The sequence below is a fragment of the Sulfitobacter sp. HNIBRBA3233 genome (genome assembly GCF_040149665.1).
GTDB classification, from domain to species: Bacteria; Pseudomonadota; Alphaproteobacteria; order Rhodobacterales; family Rhodobacteraceae; genus Sulfitobacter; species Sulfitobacter marinivivus.
In genome coordinates, this window is the sequence record NZ_JBEFLP010000002.1 from 295302 (window position 1) to 314632 (window position 19331).

At 64.2% G+C, this 19331-nt stretch carries 24 protein-coding genes; 4 read left to right on the plus strand and 20 right to left on the minus strand.

Annotation, left to right across the window (positions count from 1 at the left end):
- Nucleotides 1-8 precede the first annotated feature (8 nt).
- Entirely contained in the window at nucleotides 9-1541 is a 1533-nt protein-coding gene (locus ABMC89_RS14645; RefSeq protein WP_349569206.1) for an ATP-dependent DNA helicase, read from the plus strand.
- Nucleotides 1541-2239: an SDR family oxidoreductase gene (locus ABMC89_RS14650; protein WP_349569208.1), complete on the plus strand. Its 699-nt coding sequence runs from the start codon at nucleotides 1541-1543 to the stop codon at nucleotides 2237-2239. The genes ABMC89_RS14645 and ABMC89_RS14650 overlap by 1 nt, the downstream gene beginning before the upstream one ends.
- A 113-nt stretch (nucleotides 2240-2352) precedes the next feature.
- Here the strand turns inward: ABMC89_RS14650 and ABMC89_RS14655 are convergent, their stop codons facing one another.
- The 12 genes from ABMC89_RS14655 to ABMC89_RS14710 all read right to left on the minus strand — a co-directional run bounded on the left by ABMC89_RS14655 (nucleotide 2353) and on the right by ABMC89_RS14710 (nucleotide 12465).
- Nucleotides 2353-3117 carry a TIGR02186 family protein gene (locus ABMC89_RS14655; RefSeq protein ID WP_349569210.1) on the minus strand — a complete coding sequence of 255 codons (765 nt, stop codon included), beginning with the start codon at nucleotides 3115-3117 and terminating at the stop codon, nucleotides 2353-2355.
- A complete protein-coding gene (locus tag ABMC89_RS14660) occupies nucleotides 3117-4031 on the minus strand; it encodes a sulfite exporter TauE/SafE family protein (protein ID WP_349569212.1) in 915 nt (304 codons plus the stop codon). The genes ABMC89_RS14655 and ABMC89_RS14660 overlap by 1 nt, the downstream gene beginning before the upstream one ends.
- An 86-nt stretch (nucleotides 4032-4117) precedes the next feature.
- Entirely contained in the window at nucleotides 4118-5089 is a 972-nt protein-coding gene (locus tag ABMC89_RS14665) for an ABC transporter permease (RefSeq protein ID WP_349569214.1), read from the minus strand.
- 3 nt (nucleotides 5090-5092) lie between these two features.
- On the minus strand, nucleotides 5093-6211 hold the full coding sequence (locus ABMC89_RS14670) for an ABC transporter permease (protein WP_349569216.1): 1119 nt from the start codon (nucleotides 6209-6211) through the stop codon (nucleotides 5093-5095).
- 3 nt (nucleotides 6212-6214) lie between these two features.
- Nucleotides 6215-7810, minus strand: coding sequence for an ABC transporter ATP-binding protein (locus ABMC89_RS14675; RefSeq protein WP_349569218.1), 1596 nt, complete (start codon nucleotides 7808-7810; stop codon nucleotides 6215-6217).
- A gap of 90 nt (nucleotides 7811-7900) precedes the next feature.
- Nucleotides 7901-8896, minus strand: coding sequence for a BMP family lipoprotein (locus ABMC89_RS14680; protein WP_349569220.1), 996 nt, complete (start codon nucleotides 8894-8896; stop codon nucleotides 7901-7903).
- 111 nt (nucleotides 8897-9007) lie between these two features.
- A complete protein-coding gene (locus ABMC89_RS14685) occupies nucleotides 9008-9463 on the minus strand; it encodes a GNAT family N-acetyltransferase (RefSeq protein ID WP_349569221.1) in 456 nt (151 codons plus the stop codon).
- A complete protein-coding gene (gene tsaB / locus ABMC89_RS14690) occupies nucleotides 9460-10074 on the minus strand; it encodes a tRNA (adenosine(37)-N6)-threonylcarbamoyltransferase complex dimerization subunit type 1 TsaB (protein ID WP_349569222.1) in 615 nt (204 codons plus the stop codon). The genes ABMC89_RS14685 and tsaB overlap by 4 nt, the downstream gene beginning before the upstream one ends.
- Nucleotides 10075-10096: 22 nt before the next feature.
- A complete protein-coding gene (locus ABMC89_RS14695) occupies nucleotides 10097-10657 on the minus strand; it encodes a NifU family protein (protein WP_349569224.1) in 561 nt (186 codons plus the stop codon).
- Between the two features lie 90 nt (nucleotides 10658-10747).
- Nucleotides 10748-11203, minus strand: a complete 456-nt coding sequence (locus ABMC89_RS14700) for a universal stress protein (protein WP_349569226.1) — start codon at nucleotides 11201-11203, stop codon at nucleotides 10748-10750.
- Between the two features lie 119 nt (nucleotides 11204-11322).
- Entirely contained in the window at nucleotides 11323-12201 is an 879-nt protein-coding gene (locus tag ABMC89_RS14705) for a branched-chain amino acid aminotransferase (protein WP_349569228.1), read from the minus strand.
- Nucleotides 12202-12234: 33 nt separating this feature from the next.
- Nucleotides 12235-12465, minus strand: coding sequence for a DUF8831 family protein (locus ABMC89_RS14710; RefSeq protein ID WP_349569230.1), 231 nt, complete (start codon nucleotides 12463-12465; stop codon nucleotides 12235-12237).
- A 134-nt stretch (nucleotides 12466-12599) separates the two neighbouring features.
- On the opposite strand from ABMC89_RS14710, the gene ABMC89_RS14715 reads away from it, so the two are divergent.
- The gene (locus tag ABMC89_RS14715) at nucleotides 12600-13310 is read left to right on the plus strand and encodes a M48 family metallopeptidase (RefSeq protein WP_349569709.1); all 711 of its coding nucleotides are present in this window, start codon (nucleotides 12600-12602) and stop codon (nucleotides 13308-13310) included.
- Nucleotides 13311-13417: 107 nt separating this feature from the next.
- Nucleotides 13418-13777: a YigZ family protein gene (locus ABMC89_RS14720; RefSeq protein ID WP_439655668.1), complete on the plus strand. Its 360-nt coding sequence runs from the start codon at nucleotides 13418-13420 to the stop codon at nucleotides 13775-13777.
- Here the strand turns inward: ABMC89_RS14720 and trhA are convergent.
- The 8 genes from trhA to ABMC89_RS14760 all read right to left on the minus strand — a co-directional run bounded on the left by trhA (nucleotide 13767) and on the right by ABMC89_RS14760 (nucleotide 19308).
- A complete protein-coding gene (trhA, locus tag ABMC89_RS14725; protein ID WP_349569232.1) occupies nucleotides 13767-14387 on the minus strand; it encodes a PAQR family membrane homeostasis protein TrhA in 621 nt (206 codons plus the stop codon). The two genes, ABMC89_RS14720 and trhA, sit on opposite strands and share 11 nt — an antisense overlap.
- Before the next feature lie 49 nt (nucleotides 14388-14436).
- Complete coding sequence (locus ABMC89_RS14730; protein ID WP_349569234.1) at nucleotides 14437-14811, minus strand: thiol-disulfide oxidoreductase DCC family protein; 375 nt, start codon at nucleotides 14809-14811, stop codon at nucleotides 14437-14439.
- Nucleotides 14812-14849: 38 nt separating this feature from the next.
- Complete coding sequence (locus tag ABMC89_RS14735) at nucleotides 14850-15203, minus strand: hypothetical protein (RefSeq protein WP_349569236.1); 354 nt, start codon at nucleotides 15201-15203, stop codon at nucleotides 14850-14852.
- A gap of 181 nt (nucleotides 15204-15384) precedes the next feature.
- Entirely contained in the window at nucleotides 15385-16755 is a 1371-nt protein-coding gene (rimO, locus tag ABMC89_RS14740) for a 30S ribosomal protein S12 methylthiotransferase RimO (protein WP_349569238.1), read from the minus strand.
- A gap of 41 nt (nucleotides 16756-16796) precedes the next feature.
- Nucleotides 16797-17276, minus strand: a complete 480-nt coding sequence (locus tag ABMC89_RS14745; protein ID WP_349569240.1) for a rhodanese-like domain-containing protein — start codon at nucleotides 17274-17276, stop codon at nucleotides 16797-16799.
- Between the two features lie 6 nt (nucleotides 17277-17282).
- Entirely contained in the window at nucleotides 17283-17807 is a 525-nt protein-coding gene (locus tag ABMC89_RS14750) for a YHS domain-containing (seleno)protein (protein ID WP_349569242.1), read from the minus strand.
- 134 nt (nucleotides 17808-17941) lie between these two features.
- Complete coding sequence (locus ABMC89_RS14755) at nucleotides 17942-18727, minus strand: SseB family protein (protein ID WP_349569244.1); 786 nt, start codon at nucleotides 18725-18727, stop codon at nucleotides 17942-17944.
- Nucleotides 18724-19308: a uracil-DNA glycosylase family protein gene (locus ABMC89_RS14760; protein WP_349569246.1), complete on the minus strand. Its 585-nt coding sequence runs from the start codon at nucleotides 19306-19308 to the stop codon at nucleotides 18724-18726. The genes ABMC89_RS14755 and ABMC89_RS14760 overlap by 4 nt, the downstream gene beginning before the upstream one ends.
- Nucleotides 19309-19331 lie beyond the last annotated feature (23 nt).

The following is a 19331-nucleotide window of genomic DNA, read 5'->3' on the forward strand; positions in this document are numbered from 1 at the left end:
GTCGCATCATGAACGATCTTACCTATTCAGACGATCAGGCGCAGGCCCATGATGCCGTCGTGGCGATGTTGCACTCGGCAGGGGTCAACCTCGACGATGCGCTGCTGACGCCGCCCAAAGGCAATACCGATCAGGTCATGGCCGTCACCGGCAAGGCGGGATCGGGCAAGACGCTTTTGCTGGCCGAACTCTACCGCGCGCTCGAACAGGCGGGTGTCGAGATCGTCTCGGGCGACTATGAGAGCCGCAAGCGGCGCGACAAGCGCACGCTTGCGATTCTGGCGCCGACCAACAAGGCCGCGAGCGTTCTGCGCCTGCGCGGGGTGCCCGCAACGACGATCCATCGCATCCTCTATACGCCGGTCTACGATCCCGAGTACGAACGCATTGCCGAATGGCTGGCGGGAAACGGCGACCGCCCCGAGATCGAGGGCCTCACGGAGGTGTCCCTCGACCGGGCGCAGGCGTTTTATCAGAACAACAAGTCCATTCCCGGGGCTCTGGCCGCCGCCGGTCTGCGCGGGTCTGATTTCATCACCGGCTGGAAACGGCGGGAAGAGCCGTTGGATATCGGTTTCGTGGACGAGGCCTCGATGCTCGACGACAAACAGTTCGAGGATCTCAAGGAGATTTTCCCGACGCTGCTGCTCTTCGGCGATCCGGCGCAGCTGGCACCGGTGGGCCAATCGGGCACCATGGTCTTCGAGAAGCTGCCCGAAAAGCGGGTGATGAACCTCAACCGCATCTTCCGCCAGGAGGCGGACAACCCGATCCTCGATCTGGCCCATGCGCTGGCCGATCCGGCGCTGGGGTTCGAGGATTTCGAGCGGATGGTAGAAGAGGCCGCGCAGCGTGACGAAAGGGTCGTCTGGGGCCAGCGGGTCGAGGTTGACCTGATGGCGCGCTCGCCCGTGCTGGTCTGGCGCAACGCCACCCGCATCCGTCTGATCAATGCGTTCCGCAACGTCCACGGCGCGCCGGAAGATGCGCTGCTCGAAGGGGAGCCGCTGATCTGCGACGGGATCGAACTGCCGCTGAAGCACCGCAAGAAGCGGCTCGATCTGGAAGCGCGCGGCCTGATCAAGGGCGCGCAGGTGATCTATCTTGGCGCGGGCCGCAAACCGGGGTTCTCGCGGCTGCACGTGATGGGGGCCGAAGATCCGCAGGTGTCGGCGGCCAGCATCGTCAAGATCGAGAAACCCGACGAGGAAGAACCTTTCATCCCCTTTGCCGCGCGCATGGGGGCTACGTTCCTGCACGGGGCTGCCGTGACGATCCACAAGGCGCAGGGCAGCCAGTGGGACACGGTGCAGGTCTTCGCGCCCGATCTCTACGCCGCCGCGCGCATGGGGCGCCAAGAAGCGGGACAGCCCCTGTGGAAACGTCTGGCCTATGTCGCCATCACCCGCGCACAGGAGCGGTTGATCTGGGTCGTGCGCAACCGCCTGTCCAAACCCAGCCACGGGCTCGAAGTGGCAGATCTGCGCCGCGCGCCCGCCGCGGCGCTCAAACTTGACGCACCCGAACCGGAGGAGTTGTGATGCCCTCGATCCTTGTCACCGGTGCCAGCGCGGGCATTGGCCGCGCCACGGCCGAGCTTTTCCTCCAGCGCGGCTGGCGCGTGGGTCTGCTCGCCCGCCGGTCCGATCTTCTGGAAAAGATCGCCGAAGGCCATGCACAGGCGGTGGTCCTGCAGGCCGATGTGACCGATCCGGATGCGATGAAAGACGCCTTCGCGCGTTTCGGCGAGATCGACACGCTGTTCAACAATGCCGGCATTTTCGGTCCCTCCGCGCCCATCGACGAAGTCGCACTCGAAGACTGGACGCAGGTGCTCAACGTCAATCTGGGCGGAATGTTCATCGCGGCGCGACTGGCGTTCGGCGCCATGCGCCTGCAGGGTCGCGGCGGGCGGATCATCAACAACGGCTCGATCTCGGCCCATACCCCGCGCGAGAATTCGGTCTGCTACACGACGACCAAACACGCGATCACGGGGCTGACGAAATCGCTGGCCCTCGACGGGCGCCCCTTTGACATCACGGCGGGGCAGATCGACATCGGCAACGCCGAAAGCGATCTGGTCGCGGGCCTCAAGACCGCCAATCCGGATATGCATACGATGGATGTGGCCCACGCCGCGCGATCGGTCCTGCATATGGCGGAAATGCCGCTGACGGCAAACGTGCCCTTCATGACGGTCATGGCAACGAAAATGCCCTATCTCGGGCGCGGCTGACCTCCGCCCCCTCGCGCACCACCGGCGGCGGGACCGCTCCCCGCGCTTCTCTATTTTGCCAATAAACTCAATCCCGCCCCGTCGTCACGCTCCAGCGCCCGCGATACGCGGTGTCAGCGTCGCAACAGACCGAAAACAGCCGACGCGCCCCATCCCGCCGCTATCGCAATCGCCAGCGACATCAGACCGTAGAGCAAGGATTGCTCGCGGCTGAGGTTGAACAGCCAGCGTTCCAGCCCGACCTTGCGCACGTCGATCAATGTCTCGTACTGCGCCACAACCTGCCCGTTGCGCGTCAGGAAGATCCGCGTGTCATAGCCGCCTTCGGTCAGGGCGGCGGGCAGGCGGACGGAGGTGCGAAAGAGCGTCTGCTCCTCGACGCTGACCGCGCCTTCGTTGCGCTGGTAGAGGTTCGATTTTTTGCGGATCCGGATCAGCGACTGGGTAAAAGCGCCCGCGTCCGAAATGTTCTGTGGAGCGCCGACAGACCGGATCGCTTGCGGGATCGTGATCTTGTGGCGCTGATCCTCGACCGCGCTGAGGATGTCATCGAGATCGCCGGAGGTGTTGATCGCGTAGAAACTCGGGGCTGCATCGACCTCGACCGCGTCGGTGTTGACCCAGATGCCAAAGCGTTTTTCCTTGCGGCGCACGACAACGGCGCGCGACGGTCCTGCCACAGTCACGATCACCTGCAACTCGGATCCGTCCGGAATCGCCGTCTCGCGTTTGACCGCGCCGAACACGAGGATCTCCGAGCCGTCGAAATTCGTGGTGATCGAGACCTCGTTCTTGCTCAGCCCCAGAACCACCTCTTCGGCGGCAACGGCAGGCAGCGTCCACACCGCCAGCAGGAGAGAGACCAACAAGGCGCGCATCAGTGGGTGCCCGCCGCGCCGAGGCTGTAGAGCTCGGCGGGTTGCAACAGCAGCTCGAGCGCGAGCTTGCCGCAGACCACGAGCACCATGATCGCCAGCAGGATGCGCAGCTGCTCGGCCTTCATCTTCACACCGATGCGGGTGCCGATCTGCGCCCCGATCACCCCGCCGATCAGCAGCAGCACCGCCAGCACGATGTCGACCGTGAAGTTCGTCGTCGCATGCAGGAGGGTCGTGAAGGCGGTGACAAAAATGATCTGGAACAGCGAGGTTCCCACGACCACCTTGGTCGGCATACCCAGCAGATAGATCATCGCGGGCACCATGATGAAGCCGCCCCCGACCCCCATGATGGCGGCAAGGATACCGACCGCGACACCGACGATAAGCGGCGGGATCACCGAGATGTAAAGACCGGAAACCCGGAACCGCATTTTCAGTGGAAGCCCGTGGATCCAGTTGTGTTTCTTGCGTGTCGCGCGTTTGCCGCTGCGGGTGTTCCGGATCGCCCGCAGGGACTCGAAGAACATCAGCCCGCCGATCACGCCGAGGAAGACGACGTAGCACAGCTTGACCAGCAGATCGACCTGACCCTGCGCTTTCAGGTAGTTGAAGACCATGACCCCGAGTGCGGCGCCGACCAGACCGCCGACCAGCAGCACCGTTCCCATCCTCAGATCGACAGTCTTGCGTTTGAGATGCGCAAGCACACCCGAGAACGACGAGGCGACGATCTGGTTGGCCTCGGTCGCCACGGCGACTGCCGGCGGAATACCGATAAAGAAAAGCAGCGGCGTCATCAGAAACCCGCCGCCGACACCGAACATGCCCGACAGGATGCCCACAATCCCGCCCAACCCCAGAAGGAGGAAGGCGTTGACCGATACTTCGGCGATGGGCAGGTATATTTGCATGACTTTCCCTAGGCCGCGCCTTGGCCAAAATCAATCTTTTTGCCGCGCCGAAGCGGCGAGGGCCTAAAACTTCGGCGCAACTGGACTTATCGTTCCTTCACGTAGGGTTCGCCACCGGCGCGGGGGGGGATCGCCTTTCCGACGAAACCGGCAAGGATGATGACCGTCATCACATAGGGCAGGGCGGCCAGCAGCTGGCCCTGTACCTTCATGCCGGTCAGGCCTTCGATCACATCCGGCCGCGTCTCAAGCGCGCCGAAGAGGCCAAAGAGCAGCGTCGCATAAAGCGCGTGCCACGGGCGCCATTTGGCAAAGATCAGCGCGGCCAGCGCGATGAACCCGCGCCCGGCGGCCATATCCTTGACAAAGCCCGCCTGAAGCGCGGTCGACAGATACGCCCCCGCGATGCCGCAGAGCAGCCCGCAGATGCCCACGGCCGCAAACCGCAGACCGACGACCGACACACCGGCGGTATCGACCGCAGCGGGGTTTTCCCCCACGGCCCGCAGGCGCAGTCCAAAGCGTGTACGGAAAAGCAGCCACCACGTCAGCGGGACAGCCGCGAAGGCCGCGTAGACAAGGATCGAGTGGCCCGAGATCAGCTCGTAGTAGAGCGGACCCAGAAACGGGACATCCTGAAGCGCTTCGGCAAAGGGCAGGGTGATCGGTTCGAACCGTCCGCCGCCGAACAGCGATGGCGTCCTGCCGCCCTGCTGGAACCATGCCTGCGCGATCAGAACGGTCATGCCCGCGGCTAGGAAATTGATCGCCACCCCCGAGATCAGCTGATTGCCCCGGAAAGTGATCGAGGCGACGCCGTGGATGGCACTGAGCACCATCGACGACGCGATCCCCGCCAGAAGGCCGATCCAGACCGATCCGGTCATCGCCGCAATCGCCGCAGAGAAGAAGGCAGCGGCCAGCATCTTGCCCTCGAGCCCGATGTCGAAGATGCCCGCCCGTTCGGAATAGAGCCCCGCGAGGCAGGCCAGCAACAGCGGTGTGGCAAGGCGCACGGTACTGTCGAGAAGCTGGATGAGGGTCAGGTAGATATCCATCGCTCAGCCCTCCTTCCGTTCGGGTTTCGGCGGTGTGCGGCGGCGCGCGGCAAGAAAGATGCTTTCAAGCGGCATCCGCACCATGTTGTCGAGCGCCCCGGTGAAGAGAATGACGAGCGCCTGAATGACGACGATCAACTCGCGCGGGATCGAGGTCCAGAGCGCCAGCTCCGCGCCCCCCTGATAGAGAAATCCGAAGAGGATCGCGGCCAGAAACACGCCAAAGGGATGCGACCGGCCCATCAGCGCCACGGCGATACCGATGAAACCCGCCCCCTCGACCGAGTTCAGGACCAGCCTTTCGGCCTCTCCCATGACGTTATTGGTGGCCATCATCCCTGCCAGCGCACCCGAGATCAGCATCGACACCATGATGATCTTCACCGGTGAGATGCCCGCGTATTCCGCCGCCGGTTCGGACTGGCCATAGGCGCGGATTTCGTAGCCCAGTCTGGTTCGCCAGATCAGCACCCACAGGAAAACACAGGCCGCAACTGCCAGAAGCAGCGACACATTCGCCGGTGCTGCCTTGGAAAAGTTGATGCCGATCGGGGCCAGAATGTCGTGCAGCGTGGGCAGGTGCACCGCTTCGGGAAAGCGGGCGGTGGCCGGATCCATCTGGCCTGCGGGACGCAAGAGATTGACCAGAACATAATTCAGGACAGAGGCCGCGATAAAGTTGAACATGATCGTGGTGATCACGATATGGCTGCCGCGTTTGGCCTGAAGATAGGCCGGAATAGCCGCCCAGGCGGCGCCGAAAATCGCCGCGCCGACGGCAGCCCCGATCAACGCCAGCGACCAGTGCGGCCAGGGGATGTAGAGGCACACGAGCGCCACACCCAAGCCGCCAAGTGCTGCCTGACCCTCGCCACCGATGTTGAACATCCGCGCGTGAAACGCGATGGCAACCGCCAGACCGGTGAACATGAAGTTCGTGGCGTAATAGAGCGTATAGCCCCAGCCATAGCTCGACCCCAGCGCGCCGTTGACCATCAGCTTGACGGCGGCCACGGGATCTTCGCCGATGGCGAGAATGACCAGCGCGGACAGCACGGCGGCCAGCAACAGTGAAATCAGCGGCACGAGAACGATCTCGGCCCATTTTGGCATCACGTCCATGGCTCAGCTCTCCTTGCCGTGTGTGCCCGCATGGGCAAGGTTTTCCTCGATCTCGTCGACGCTATGGTCGTGACCGGTGTCGGTGATCCCGGCCATCAGCAGGCCGAGTTCTTTTTCGTCGGTCTCCGACGGCAGGCGTTCGCCCATGATCTTGCCGTCGAACATGACCGCGATGCGGTCGCTCAGCGCCATGATCTCGTCCAGCTCGACACTGACCAGCAGAACGGCCTTTCCCTTGTCGCGCAGGGCCACGACCTGCTGGTGGATGAATTCGATCGCACCGATGTCGACGCCGCGCGTCGGCTGACCGATCAACAGCAATTCGGGATCGCGTTCGATCTCACGGGCCAGAACAATCTTCTGCTGGTTCCCGCCCGAGAAATTCTTGGCCGCGAGCTTGGGGTCGGGCGGGCGCACGTCGAACCGCTCCATCTTGGCTTCGGTATCGGCGCGGATCGCTGCGTTGTTCATCAGCACACCGCTGTTATAGGCAGCGTCGTGATGATAGCCGAAAGCCACGTTTTCCCACGCCGCGAAATTCATGATCAGCCCCTCGCGCTGCCGGTCCTCGGGGACGTGGGCAATGCCATGCGCGCGACGCGACCGGCCATCGGAATGCTTGCCGGTCAGATCGAGCGGCTGGCCGGATACGGTAATGGTGCCGGTACCGCTGGCGTAGCCGCCCAACACTTCGAGAAGCTCGGACTGGCCGTTTCCGGCAACACCCGCGATGCCCAGCACCTCGCCCGCGCGCACCTGAAGATCGACGCCGCGCAGACGTTCGACGCCTTTTTCGTCCACGACGCGCAGGTTCTTGACGTCCAGCACCACGTCGCCGGGGGTGGCGGGCGCCTTGTCCACGCGCAGCAACACCTTGCGACCGACCATCAGTTCGGCAAGCTCGGCGGGGGAGGTCTCGGCGGTTTTGACAGTGGCGGTCATCTCGCCGCGGCGCATCACTGAAACGGTATCGGTGATCTCCATGATTTCGCGCAGCTTGTGGGTGATCAGGATGATCGTCTTGCCCTCTTCGCGCAGCCGTCCGAGAATGCGGAAAAGCTGATCGGCCTCCGCGGGTGTCAGAACGCCTGTCGGCTCGTCGAGGATCAGAATATCCGCCTGCCGGTAGAGCGCCTTCAGGATTTCGACACGCTGCTGCATCCCGACGCCGATATCCTGAACCAGCGCATCGGGTTCGACGCTGAGCCCGTAGTCGTCGGCCAGCTCGATCAGGCTGCGGCGCGCCTTTGCGATCGAGGGTTTCAGCAGACGGCCGTCTTCGGCGCCGAGGATGATGTTTTCCAGTACGGTGAAGTTCTCGACAAGCTTGAAGTGCTGGAAAACCATGCCGATGCCCGCGGCAATGGCCGCCTGGCTGTCGGGGATCTGCGTCCGCTGTCCCTTGATGTAAATTTCGCCCCGGTCCGCCTTGTAGAAGCCGTAGAGAATGCTCATCAGCGTGGATTTGCCCGCGCCGTTCTCGCCGATGATGCCGTGGATCGTGCCGGGCATCACGCGGATCGAGATATCCTTGTTGGCCTGTACGGGGCCGAAAGCTTTCGAGATGCCTTTGAGTTCGATGGCGGGAGCGGTTGTCATCGCAGGTATCCTAACGCGGGAAAGGGGGACCGTGACGTAAAAAGGGGCCGCGCCTGCTGTGGCGCGGCCCCGATGTCTTCTCTTGAGCGATCAGAAGCTCAGGGCGGGGCAGCTGTCGTCGGACATGTAGTCATGCACCTCAAGCTCGCCCGAAGAGATCTTGGCGGCGGCTTCGTCAACCATCGCCTGCATCTCGTCGGTGACGAGATCCGCGTTGTTCTCGTCCATCGCGTAGCCTACGCCACCGTTCGCGACGCCCATGACCTGGAAACCTGTTTCCATGCCGGGACCGTCTGAGAAGGCGTCATAGACGGCGTTATCGACGCGCTTGAGCATGGATGTCAGGACTTCGCCGGGGTGCAGGTAGTTCTGGTTGCTGTCCACGCCGATCGACAGGATGTCTTCGTCGGCAGCGGTTTGCAGAACGCCCACGCCGGTCCCGCCAGCGGCAGCAAAGACCACGTCGGAGCCTTGCGAAATCTGCGCCTTGGTCAGTTCGGACCCCTTCACCGGATCGTTCCAGGCTGCCGGTGTCGTGCCGGTCATGTTCGCGATCACGTTGATGTCGGGATTGGCCGCTTTCGCGCCCTGGGCGTAGCCGCAGGCGAATTTGCGGATCAGCGGGATGTCCATTCCGCCGATGAAGCTGACTGTGCCGGTTTCGGAGGCCTGTGCAGCCATCATGCCGACAAGGTAGGAGCCTTCGTGCTCGTTGAAGACAACCGAGCGGACGTTCGGCTGGTCAACGACCATGTCGATGATGACAAAGCTGGTGTCGGGATAGTCCTGTGCGACCTGACCCAGTGAATCGCCAAAGGCGAAACCGGCCATGACGATCGGGTTTGCGCCCGCTTCGGCAAAGCGGCGCAGGGCCTGCTCGCGCTGAGCTTCGGACTGAAGCTCGATCTCGCGGAACGATTCGCCTGTTTCTTCGGCCCAGCGCTGGGCACCGTTGAAAGCGGCCTCGTTGAAGGATTTGTCGAATTTGCCGCCAAGATCGAAGATCAGGGCAGGTTCGGCCAGTGCGGCACCGGCGCTCAGCGCCGTCACGGCGGCCGCGCCGAGGAATTTGGTCATCAGGGTCATGTTGGTCTCCCAGGGTTTGATATTGGGGCGCTTCCCGTGCGTTGCACGGACGCCCGTCGCGCACGGGCTTCCGCGACGCTTGCCAAATTTTCGGGGCAGACGGTGGCGGGGTCAACCGGATTCTGGGGTAAACGGGGGCCTGAGGCACGTTTGACCAAGGGTCACCGCCCTCGACATCAGCAGCGCGTCGGCGTTCTGGCCATCCGGGCGGGTGTAGTAACGCCGTCTCAGACCGCTGCGGGAGAATCCCAGACTGGTGTAAAGGGCGATTGCCGCCGGATTGTCTTCGGCAACTTCGAGAAATGCCGTGTCGGCAGAGCCTTCCAGCGATGCCAGCCAGTCGCCGAGCAGACCGCGCGCGATCCCGCGCCGCCGACAGGCTGGCGCCGTTGCCAGCGTCAGCAGTTCGGATTCGCCCGCTACGGTGCGGGTCAGGGCAAAGCCGCCGCTGGTGGCGAAGGCCACGACATGCGGTTGGGCAAGTGTCTCTGCGATTGAGCTTTCCGACCACGCATCGGCCCCGTCGAATGCGGCGGCGTGGAGTGCCGCCATATCTGCGGGTGTCACGACACGATCACCGGCGGCGCGTCGCGCGCCGGTGCCGCGTCCGCCGCGCGCAGGTACAGGGGGCGCGGGGGGGCGCCGGTGTCGCCCGCGCGCCACCGCCCGAGGCCCACGCGTGCGGTTGCCTCTGCGACAGGCAGCGAGGGCGGGGTGCCGTGGGCGCCGATGATCGGCAGGCCGCTGGCCATGACTTCCGCGATCGGTGCCAGCGCGGGCTGTGCGAAGGTGTCGGTCCGGCTGCCCTGCACAAAGACCATGTCGCGCCGCGCGTCGACGCACAGCAGCGCGGGGCCGGAGGTGCCGTATTCCAGTGCCTCAAAGCGCGTCACGCCGATGGCGGGCACGCCCAGCCCGAGGGCAAGGCCCCGCGCGGCAGAGATGGATATGCGGATGCCCGTGAAATTCCCCGGCCCGGTTCCCACGGCAACCGCGTCGAGCGATTGCAGTGGCGTGTCCGCCTGCGCGAGAACCTCTTCGACCAGCCCCATCAGGCGCTCTGCCTGACCTTTCGCCATCGGCTCCTGCGCAGAAGCAAGAAGGCCGTCGCCCCGGATCAGGGCAACGGCACAATGGGCATCCGAAGTATCGAACGCAAGGATCAGCGGATCTGTCAAAACGTCAGGCCGGATTGCACGATCAGGCGACGGGGCGCACTTCCGTGACCTCGGGGATGTAGTGGCGCAGCAGGTTCTCGATCCCCATTTTCAGGGTCAGTGTCGAGGACGGGCAGCCGGCGCAAGCACCCTGCATGTGCAGGTAGACAACGCCGCGGTCAAAGCCGTGGAACGTGATGTCGCCGCCGTCCTGTGCCACCGCAGGGCGCACCCGGCTATCGAGCAGCTCCTTGATCTGGCCGACCACCACTTCGTCCTCGCCGGAATGCTCGGCGTGGCCGGATGCGGCCTGATGGCCCTCGTCCATGACCGGCTTGCCGGACTGAAAGTGTTCCATGATGGCACCCAGAAGGCTGGGTTTCAGATGGTCCCATTCGACGGCGTCCTCTTTGGTCACGGTGACGAAATCGGTGCCGAAAAATACGCCTGTCACACCTTCGACCGCGAAAATGCGCTGGGCCAGCGGGGATTTACCCGCGGCATCGGCGGATGGGAAATCCGCTGTGCCCATCTCCAGCACGGTCTGACCGGGCAGGAACTTGAGCGTTGCGGGATTTGGTGTCGATTCAGTCTGGATAAACATGCTTTAGCCTCCGAAAGGGTTACTCCAGATATGCGGATGCGGACCCTTGGTGTCAAGGTGGTTGGAACGATTCTAAACTAGGCGGGCGCTTCAAGTGATCGCCTCAAGCCTTTCCTTGCTCATGTCGCCGGGGACGATGGTGATCGGCACGGGCAGGCTGCCGGAACTGCGCGTCAGCTGCGTCACGAGGGGGCCGGGGCCCTTGCCGTCGGTGCCCGCACCCAGAACCAGAACGCCGATATCGCCGTCTTCCTTGATCTGGGCGATGATCTCGTCCACCGGCTGGCCTTCGCGGATCACCAGCTCGGGATCTACCCCCTGCCGGTCGCGCATCCACTTCGCGAAAACCTCGAAATGGACCTCGATCCGCTCGCGGGCCTCTTCACGCATGATATCGCTGACCCCGATCCAGTGATTGAACTCCTCGGGCGGAATGACCGACAGCACCTCGACCCCGCCGCCGGTTTTCGACGCACGCATGGCGGCAAAACGCATGGCGTTCAGGCATTCGCGGCTGTCATCGAGAACCACAAGAAACTTGCGCATGATCTTCATTCCTTCGGGCTGCGCAAATCATGACGTGGCGCGCGCCCCGTTGCAATTGCTTTCACGTCCGCTTTCAGCTGTGAGCCGGGCAAGCGGGCAGCTGCTGCCGCCAGCGCCGGTCAGGGCGCCGTGCCGGCGGCCCAGTCCCAGTACATCTCGCGCACCCTTTGGGTGACCGGATTGCCGTTTCCGCCGGTGCGGAACTCGGTCTCCTCGAAGGCCTTGACGGGGGTGACCTTCATCATGTTGCCGGACAGGAAAACCTCGTCCGCGGTGCGGAAGTCATCGAAGCTCAGCACCGCCTCATGAACCTTCATCCCGTCCGCACGCATGTTGGTCATGTGGCGCGCGCGGGTGATGCCCGCCAGAAACGTGCCGTTGGGAATCGGGGTAAAGACCTCTCCGTCCTTGACCATGAAGACATTCGCCGTCGCACTTTCCGCCACATTGCCCATCGCATCGGCAACCAGCGCATTGCCAAAGCCCTTGGCACGCGCTTCGGCCAGCATCCGCGCGTTGTTGGGATAAAGGCATCCCGCCTTCGCGTTCACAACGTTGTCTTCCAGCACTGGCCGGCGGAAGCGGGTGCGCGTCAGTGTCGTCGCGGCCTCGGGCGGTGCCATCGGGATCTGTTCCAGCGAAACGGCAAAGCCCGTGGCACCGGCGCGCGGCACGATGCCCAACTCGTCCCCCTCGAGCGCCCAGTACATGGGCCGGATATAGACGGCGGCGTCCTTCGGGTAGCTGGCCAGCCCCTCGCGCACGATCGCAACCATCGTGTCGGTATCGACCGTCGGCGTGATCATCAACGCACGGGCAGAGCGGTTGATCCGTGCGCAATGCGCTTCCAGATCCGGCGCCAGCCCGTCGAACAGGCGCGCGCCGTCGAAAACCGTCGTCCCGAGCCATGCGCCGTGATCGGCGGCTTTCATCACGCTCAGGTCGCCGTCGTGCCAGCGGCCTTCGAAATAGGTGCGGATATTTGTGCCGGTGGCCATGGAATCGTCCCTTGTGGCTGGTGTTGACGCGCCTCAGGGCGCGCTGTGGTAGATGCCTTCGGGCAAATTGAGCGCTGCTGCTAGATCACGCAGCTGCGTGGGCGACAGGGTGATGCGTGATACGCTGTCGGTCTTCGGGTCCCATTGCTCGACCGTGATCTGGCTTGCGAAAGCGTTCAGGGTGACATCCTCGCGCAGCGGGGTTCCGCCCTCGTCGACAAGGGTAATCACGGTCGCGTCGAATTCGTGTTCGATGGTAAACATGCGGTGACACTAACGCATCGATCCGGCGGCGCAAGACCGCCGCTGATGCATCTGACGGCGCAATGTCGCTGGCCCCGCGCCGGTGACGTGCTAAGATCAGCCGTGTAAAGCGAGTAAAGGAGTTTCAGCCGATGATGTTGCGTGCATTTGCCGCCCTGGGGTTCGTTGCGGCCCTCGCTGCCTGCGAAGTGGCACCGCCGTCGGCGCCAGCCCCGAACACCCCCACGGCCAGCCCCGCGAGTGCGCCGCAATCGTCGCGGTCTGCCGCGCGCAGCTTTGTCAGCGTTGTCCAGACGCTCGAGCCGGTGGCCGAGCGTGAATGCCGCGCCCGCACGCAGAACGTGAATTGCGATTTCAATATCGTGGTGGACGACCGTCCGGGCCAGCCCGCGAATGCGTATCAGACCGTCGACCGCCAGGGCCGCCCGATCATCGCGTTCACCCTGCCGCTGATCGCGGATGCGCGCAACGCGGACGAACTGGCGTTTGTCATGGGCCACGAGGCCGCGCACCACATTGCGGGCCACATCACTCGCCAGCAGCAGAACGCGGTGGCGGGTGCCGTTATCTTTGCCGGACTGGCCACGCTCAGCGGTGGCGATGCGTCTGCGGTGCGCACGGCGCAGCAGCTGGGGGCACAGGTGGGCGCGCGCAGCTACTCGAAAGAATTCGAGCTTGAGGCGGATGCCCTCGGCACGATCATCACGGCCCGCGCAGGTTACGATCCGCTGCGCGGCGCGGAATTCTTCACGCGCATTCCAGATCCCGGTGACAAGTTCCTTGGCACCCATCCGCCCAACGCCTCGCGGCTCGATACCGTGCGCCGGACCGCCGCCGGTCTCTGACAGGAGCGACGCCGGCACGCCGTGCTGACGGGGGCGGGCAGGTATTTGCGCGGCTCCGGTGCAGCCTGTATGCCATTGCGCAGGACTGACTGCGAAAGGACCGGCACATGCTGCGCAAACTCGGCCCGATCCTGACGGATCGCGGCAGCAAATATGCGGTTTCGGGCTTCGTGGCACAGGACCGCACCGCGATAGACGCAGGGCTGAAAGAGCTCAGGCGCGACAAACCCTACGCAAAAGCCACCCATAATACCTGGGGCGCGGTTCTGTCGAACGGTGGTGCGGTAAAATCCGACGACGGTGAAAGTGGCGCGGGCATGGTTATCCTGCGCATGCTCGAACGGGCGGAGGTGCAGGACCACGTGGTGATCGTCACACGCTGGTACGGGGGCAAGCATCTTGGCGGTGACAGGTTTCGCCATGTCCAGACCTGTGTGGACGCCTACCTCGAAGCCCTCACAGGCTGATCGAAATCGCCGCGAAAAAGCAGACCGACGCGGTAAGCACGAATCCGTGCCAGATGGCGTTCTGGTAGGCCAGCCGTTCCCGCGCGTAGACAATGGTACCCAGCGAATAGATCGCGCCACCGATGGCAACCAGCACCAGCGCCGGGCCGGGCAGCGTGGTCCACATCGGCCAGATCAGCAGCGTCGACAGCCACCCCATCCCCAGATAGAGCGCGAGCGAGCCGCGCGCGTCGGTGGCCCAGCCGCGCAGCTTGGCGATCGCGCCCAGAAACGCCAGCGCCCAGACAATGCCCAGAATACCGTAGGCAAACCCGGACCCGAGGACGACAACCAGCGGAGTATAGGTCCCCGCGATCTTGAAATAGATGGCGGCATGGTCGATCCGGTTCAGCAGCGGCCGCGTCCGGTCCAGAGGCGACATGTGATAGATGGCAGAGGCCGCGAAGGCGCCGACCATCGACAGACCATACAGCAAAACCGCGGTCAGCTTCGGCACATCGCCCCCGGCCTGCATCAGTAGAACGAGAGTAGCCGGCAGGGCAAAGGCCAGACCGGCGGTATGGACAACACCGTCCGCAATGGTTTCGGATTTCGAGAATGGATAGGGCATGGGCAGTATCCTAGCACGGCCCTGCGAAACGGAGCAGCCTGACTTCGCGTCAGGACCGGCGCCGCATCCGACGCAGATGCATCCGGTAGAGGACCGGTGCCAGAACATGGTCGTAGGTCATGCAGGCAAGCCTGTGGACCCCCGGTGTCTCCACGATGCGGGCCAGCCAGCGCATCTGCGGGATGTCGCGCCACAAGACAAGGAAGGCGGGCACGCCGGCGTAGGTCTGGCCGTCCTTGCGCACGTGCAGACGCTTCGCGGCTTCGTCGGGTGCTATCCCCCACGCCGCAAGCCGGTCGCTGTCGGCCAGATCGTCATAGCGTATCGCCAGCGCCTGCCGCTCGGTCAACCGCGCGTAGTGGACCACCTCGCGGCTGCAAATCGGGCAGCTGCCATTATACAGGACTTCCGTTTCTTGTTTCATGCCCCACAACTAGCGTGCGATCCGCCTGCGCACAGCCGTCAACGCGGTTTGTTGCTGTCGATCCAGCGCGACATGAGCGCGCGGTCGCGGAAACACTCCGGCGGCACGTCGGTGCGTTTCAGCGCGGCGATTCGCTCGGCAAAGCCGACCTGCTTGGAGGAAGGATAGGAATTGAACGCCGACGGGCGCGGCCGGTGGGCATCTATCCATTTCGACAGCTGCTCGCGGTCGCCCTCGATCCCCTTTGGCAGAACGTCACCGGTTTTCGCGGCCAGAACCCGCGCAAAGCCCAGCTGCTTTTCGGTCGCAGGCTGACGGGTCTGCAACGGCAGTTCGGGCTCAACCGGAACGACAGCGTCGAAAAGACCGGGAATACTTGGCTGAAAGGACATCGGAATGCTCCTTGTTCTGTCTCTGACCCAAAAGATAGAACATTAGGGGAACATTTCAAGTGCCATACCTGCAGGCAAGGCTGAAAACCGCGCATGCCTTGGCGGTTGCGCGGTCCCGTTTCTCCATTTTGCCTGTAAACTCAAATCCGGCCCGAACAGCCGGGCGCATGGGTTGCGGGGGTCAGGCCAGCCGCCCCCACAGATCGTATTCTCCGGCCTCGTCCACCTCGACTGTGACGATGTCGCCGACGGACAGCCCTTCGAAGCCTTCGTCGATAAAGAGGCTTCCGTCGATTTCGGGGGCATCCGCCTTGGTCCGGCAGGTTGCGGCATCGGCGTCGATCTCGTCGACGATCACCTCCATCCGCTTGCCGACCTTGGCGGCAAGCTTTGCTTCGGAAATCGCCTGTGCCTTTTCCATGAAGCGGTCCCAGCGGTCCTGCTTGATCTCTTCCGGCACATGGTCGGGCAGCGCGTTCGACCGCGCCCCCGCCACGTTCTCGTACTGGAAACACCCGACCCGGTCGAGCTGCGCCTCGTCGAGCCAGTCCAGCAGCGTCTGGAATTCGGCTTCGGTCTCTCCGGGATAGCCCACGATGAAAGTCGACCGCAGGGTGATGTCCGGACACACAGACCGCCAGGCGGCGATTTCGTCCAGCGTCTTGGACGCCGCGGCGGGGCGCGCCATGCGTTTGAGCGTATCGGGATGCGCGTGCTGGAACGGAATATCGAGGTAGGGCAATACCAGCCCCTCCGCCATCAGCGGGATCAACTGGCGCACGTGCGGGTACGGGTAGACATAGTGCAGCCGGACCCACGCCCCGAGGCTGCCCAGATCGCGCGCGAGGTCGGTGATATGCGCGCGGTGGCCGCGATCCTCGGCATGTTTGATGTCAACGCCGTAGGCGGAGGTATCTTGGCTGATCACCAGCAGTTCCTTCACGCCGCTTTCAACCAGCTTCTCCGCCTCGCGCAGCACGGCGTGGGCCGGACGGCTTTGCAGGCGCCCGCGCATATCCGGGATGATGCAGAATTTGCACTTGTGGTTGCAGCCCTCGGAGATCTTCAGATAGCTGAAATGCCGCGGCGTCAGCGACACGCCGGACGCGGGCAGAAGATCGATGAACGGATCGGGCGCCGGCGGCACGGCCTTGTGCACCGCGTCGAGCACCTGCTCGTACTGGTGCGGGCCGGTGACCGCCAGTACCTTGGGGTGCGCACCGGTGATGTAATCGGGCTCCGCCCCCAGACAGCCGGTCACGATCACGCGCCCGTTCTCTGTCAGGGCCTCTCCGATGGCATCGAGGCTTTCGGCCTTGGCCGAATCCAGAAACCCGCAGGTGTTCACGATGACCGCGTCCGCACCGGCATAATCGGGCGAGATCGCGTAGCCTTCGGCGCGCAGCCGGGTCAGGATCCGTTCACTGTCCACCAGCGCCTTGGGACAGCCGAGGCTGACCATGCCGACAGTCGGCTGGCCCGCGCGCGGCTGCGGGTCGATACGCGCCTTCGGCGCAAGGTCGGGGCGGAGGTTCGGTGGATTGGTGCTCATGGCCGAGCCTATAGGGCACGCACGGCGCTTCGGCAATCGTTTCAGGGCCGCGCCACCGGCAAACCGGCGCCGATCCAGCCCGGCCCAGCTCCCGAGCCCAGCATGCCTTCGGGCACGTCGTAGACGGTGTCGAAGCCCGCCGCGCGCAGCCGCTTGGTCAACCCCCGCGAGCGCACGCCGCGCGCACAGATCAGCGCGAGTGCCGCGCTGCGGTCCCCGTCCAGCTCGCGCAGGAGCGCATCGGTGAAATCCGCGCGCCGCATGTCGATGGGCACGGCGTGGCGCCCGATGCCGGTGCGTGCCCATTCATCGGGGCGGCGGATGTCGATCAGGGTGATCTCGCCGCGCCGGGCTGCGGCAGCGGCGTCGGTCACGCTCAGCGAAGCCGCATCGATCCGCGCGCCGGTGTTGAACCAACGCATCGCGCCAATGCCGCCGAGCGCCACCGCGCCGAACAAGAAACCCCGCCGCAGAACTCCGCGGCGGGGCGCCTTGATGTCCGGTGAGGGGGCGCCGGACATCCGTGGTCAGCCCTTTGGCGCCTGAGAGGACCACTTGGGAATGGATCTGTCCGAGGCAGGCTTGGGATCAAGGCTGGGCCAATTGCTTTCCGAACGATCGAGATTGCCGGAAATATCCCCTTCCCAGAAGCCCGCGACATTGCGCGAGACGTTGAGATAGAGCTTGTCATCGACGATGCGCCACAGGGTCGGATTGCCCGGTGATTTGCCGCCCTTGGCGACCCCGAAGGCACAGTGGCCGTCATACTGCGGCGCGTATTTCGCGGGATCGGCGAGAAACCTGTCGCGGTTTTCGACGCTGGAGAAGGCAAAGGTCGCGCCATTGTAATCGGCGGTAATGTCCCTGTTGCCCGGCACCGGGGCAGGCTGGCTCTGACCGACCGGGTTCTGGGGCAGGGCGAAATAGGCAACCACATCGTATCCCGACGCGGCAAAACCGGTATCGTCTACGTATTGTTCTCCGGCATGGAGATGACTGGCAAAGGCGATCGCCGTTGCGGCGGCGGCAATGGTGAGGGCAAAGCGGGTCATCAGTGTCTCCTGTGTTTCGGCACCCATGGTGCCTCGTGAAACCGAGATTAGACGCCGAATATCCCGCCAGCCTACAGAAACCGTGTGACCTCGCGGCGATGTGACAGCGCCGTGAGACCGCGCCTGATCGGCCCCTAGCGAAGCTTGGGCGGGCTGTCGGGGTCGCTTCCGGGCATACGCGGCGTTTTCTGGAGGGCTTCCATCTGTGGCAGATCAAAGCGCAAGCCGACCTTCATCAGTTTCTGTACCACCGGGTCGGTGTGGTTGAAGAACCCCACGTCCATCGCGCCCGCCTCGATCCCCGAGAATGTCAGCGCTTCGGACGCGGCGCGCACCAGCGCCTGTTGCGCGCGGGGGATGGCATCGACAAAGGCCAGAAGATGCCCGCGCCCGCCGCCCTCGTAGGTGACGCCGACCAGCCAGGCGTTCGCCGCCATGCCGGTGGCCGTAGCCAGCTTGGCGTCGATTGCCTCGATCAGGCTTTCTGGAAGGCCCTTGGGCGGCAACACGGTTTCGATCCGTGCCTCGACCTCGCCGGCCTCCTGGCTGAGGGTGTCGCGCAGCCACGCGACCGAGGTGTCAGGCAGCAGGATGGACGAAGGCGCGACACCGAGGTTCAGCGCGATGCCAAAGGGCTGGCCCTCAAGCATCGCTGCCACATTGCGCCCCGAAAGCGCGACGTAGGAGGCCGATGCACCCGCATATTCCGCCAGCCGCTCGGCACGGTCGAAGGCCAGCAGATACGCTGCCCCTTCGTGGTCCAGCACCTGTGGCTCGATCTGGTCGCCATCGGGCTCGCGCTCCAGCAGCAGATAGACCTCGATATCTGCCATGCGTTCGTAGAACCGCAAACGCGCGGTATCGTCGGATTCATCCGCCATCATGGCGGCATGGGCACGGTCGAGCGGTGTCTCGGTCATTGCATCACCTCGGCAACGGCGGTTTGCAGGCGGGGGATGACCTCGGCCTCGAACCACGGGTTTTTCTTCAGCCACCCTGTATTGCGCCATGACGGGTGCGGCAAGGCGAAGACGCCAGGCGGATGGTCGCGCCAGCCGCGCACCGCATCGGTCACCTTGGTGAAACCGGGCAGGTGATAGCGCATCGCGTGACCTCCGATCAGCACGGTCAGGCGAATGTCGGGCAGCATCGCCAGCGCGTCGGCGCGCCATGTCTTCCAGCAGACGGGCGGCGGCGGCAGGTCCGACCCCTTTGCGTCATAGCCCGGAAAACAGAACGCCATCGGCACGATCGCCACCCGGCTGCGATCATAGAAGGCGTCCTCGTCAAGACCCAACCACGACCGCAGGCGTACCCCTGAGGCATCCCAGAAGGGGGTATTGGCGCGATGCACCTTCATCCCCGGGGCCTGACTGGCGATCAGCAGCCGCGCACCGGGTTCGAACCAGACCACCGGATTGGGCCGATGGCCAGTGGCGGTCTTGGCAAAACGCTCTGAACACAGGGTGCAAGCGCTCAGGGGCGCGCGGATATCCTTCATCCTGCCCGAGGTAGGTGGCGCAG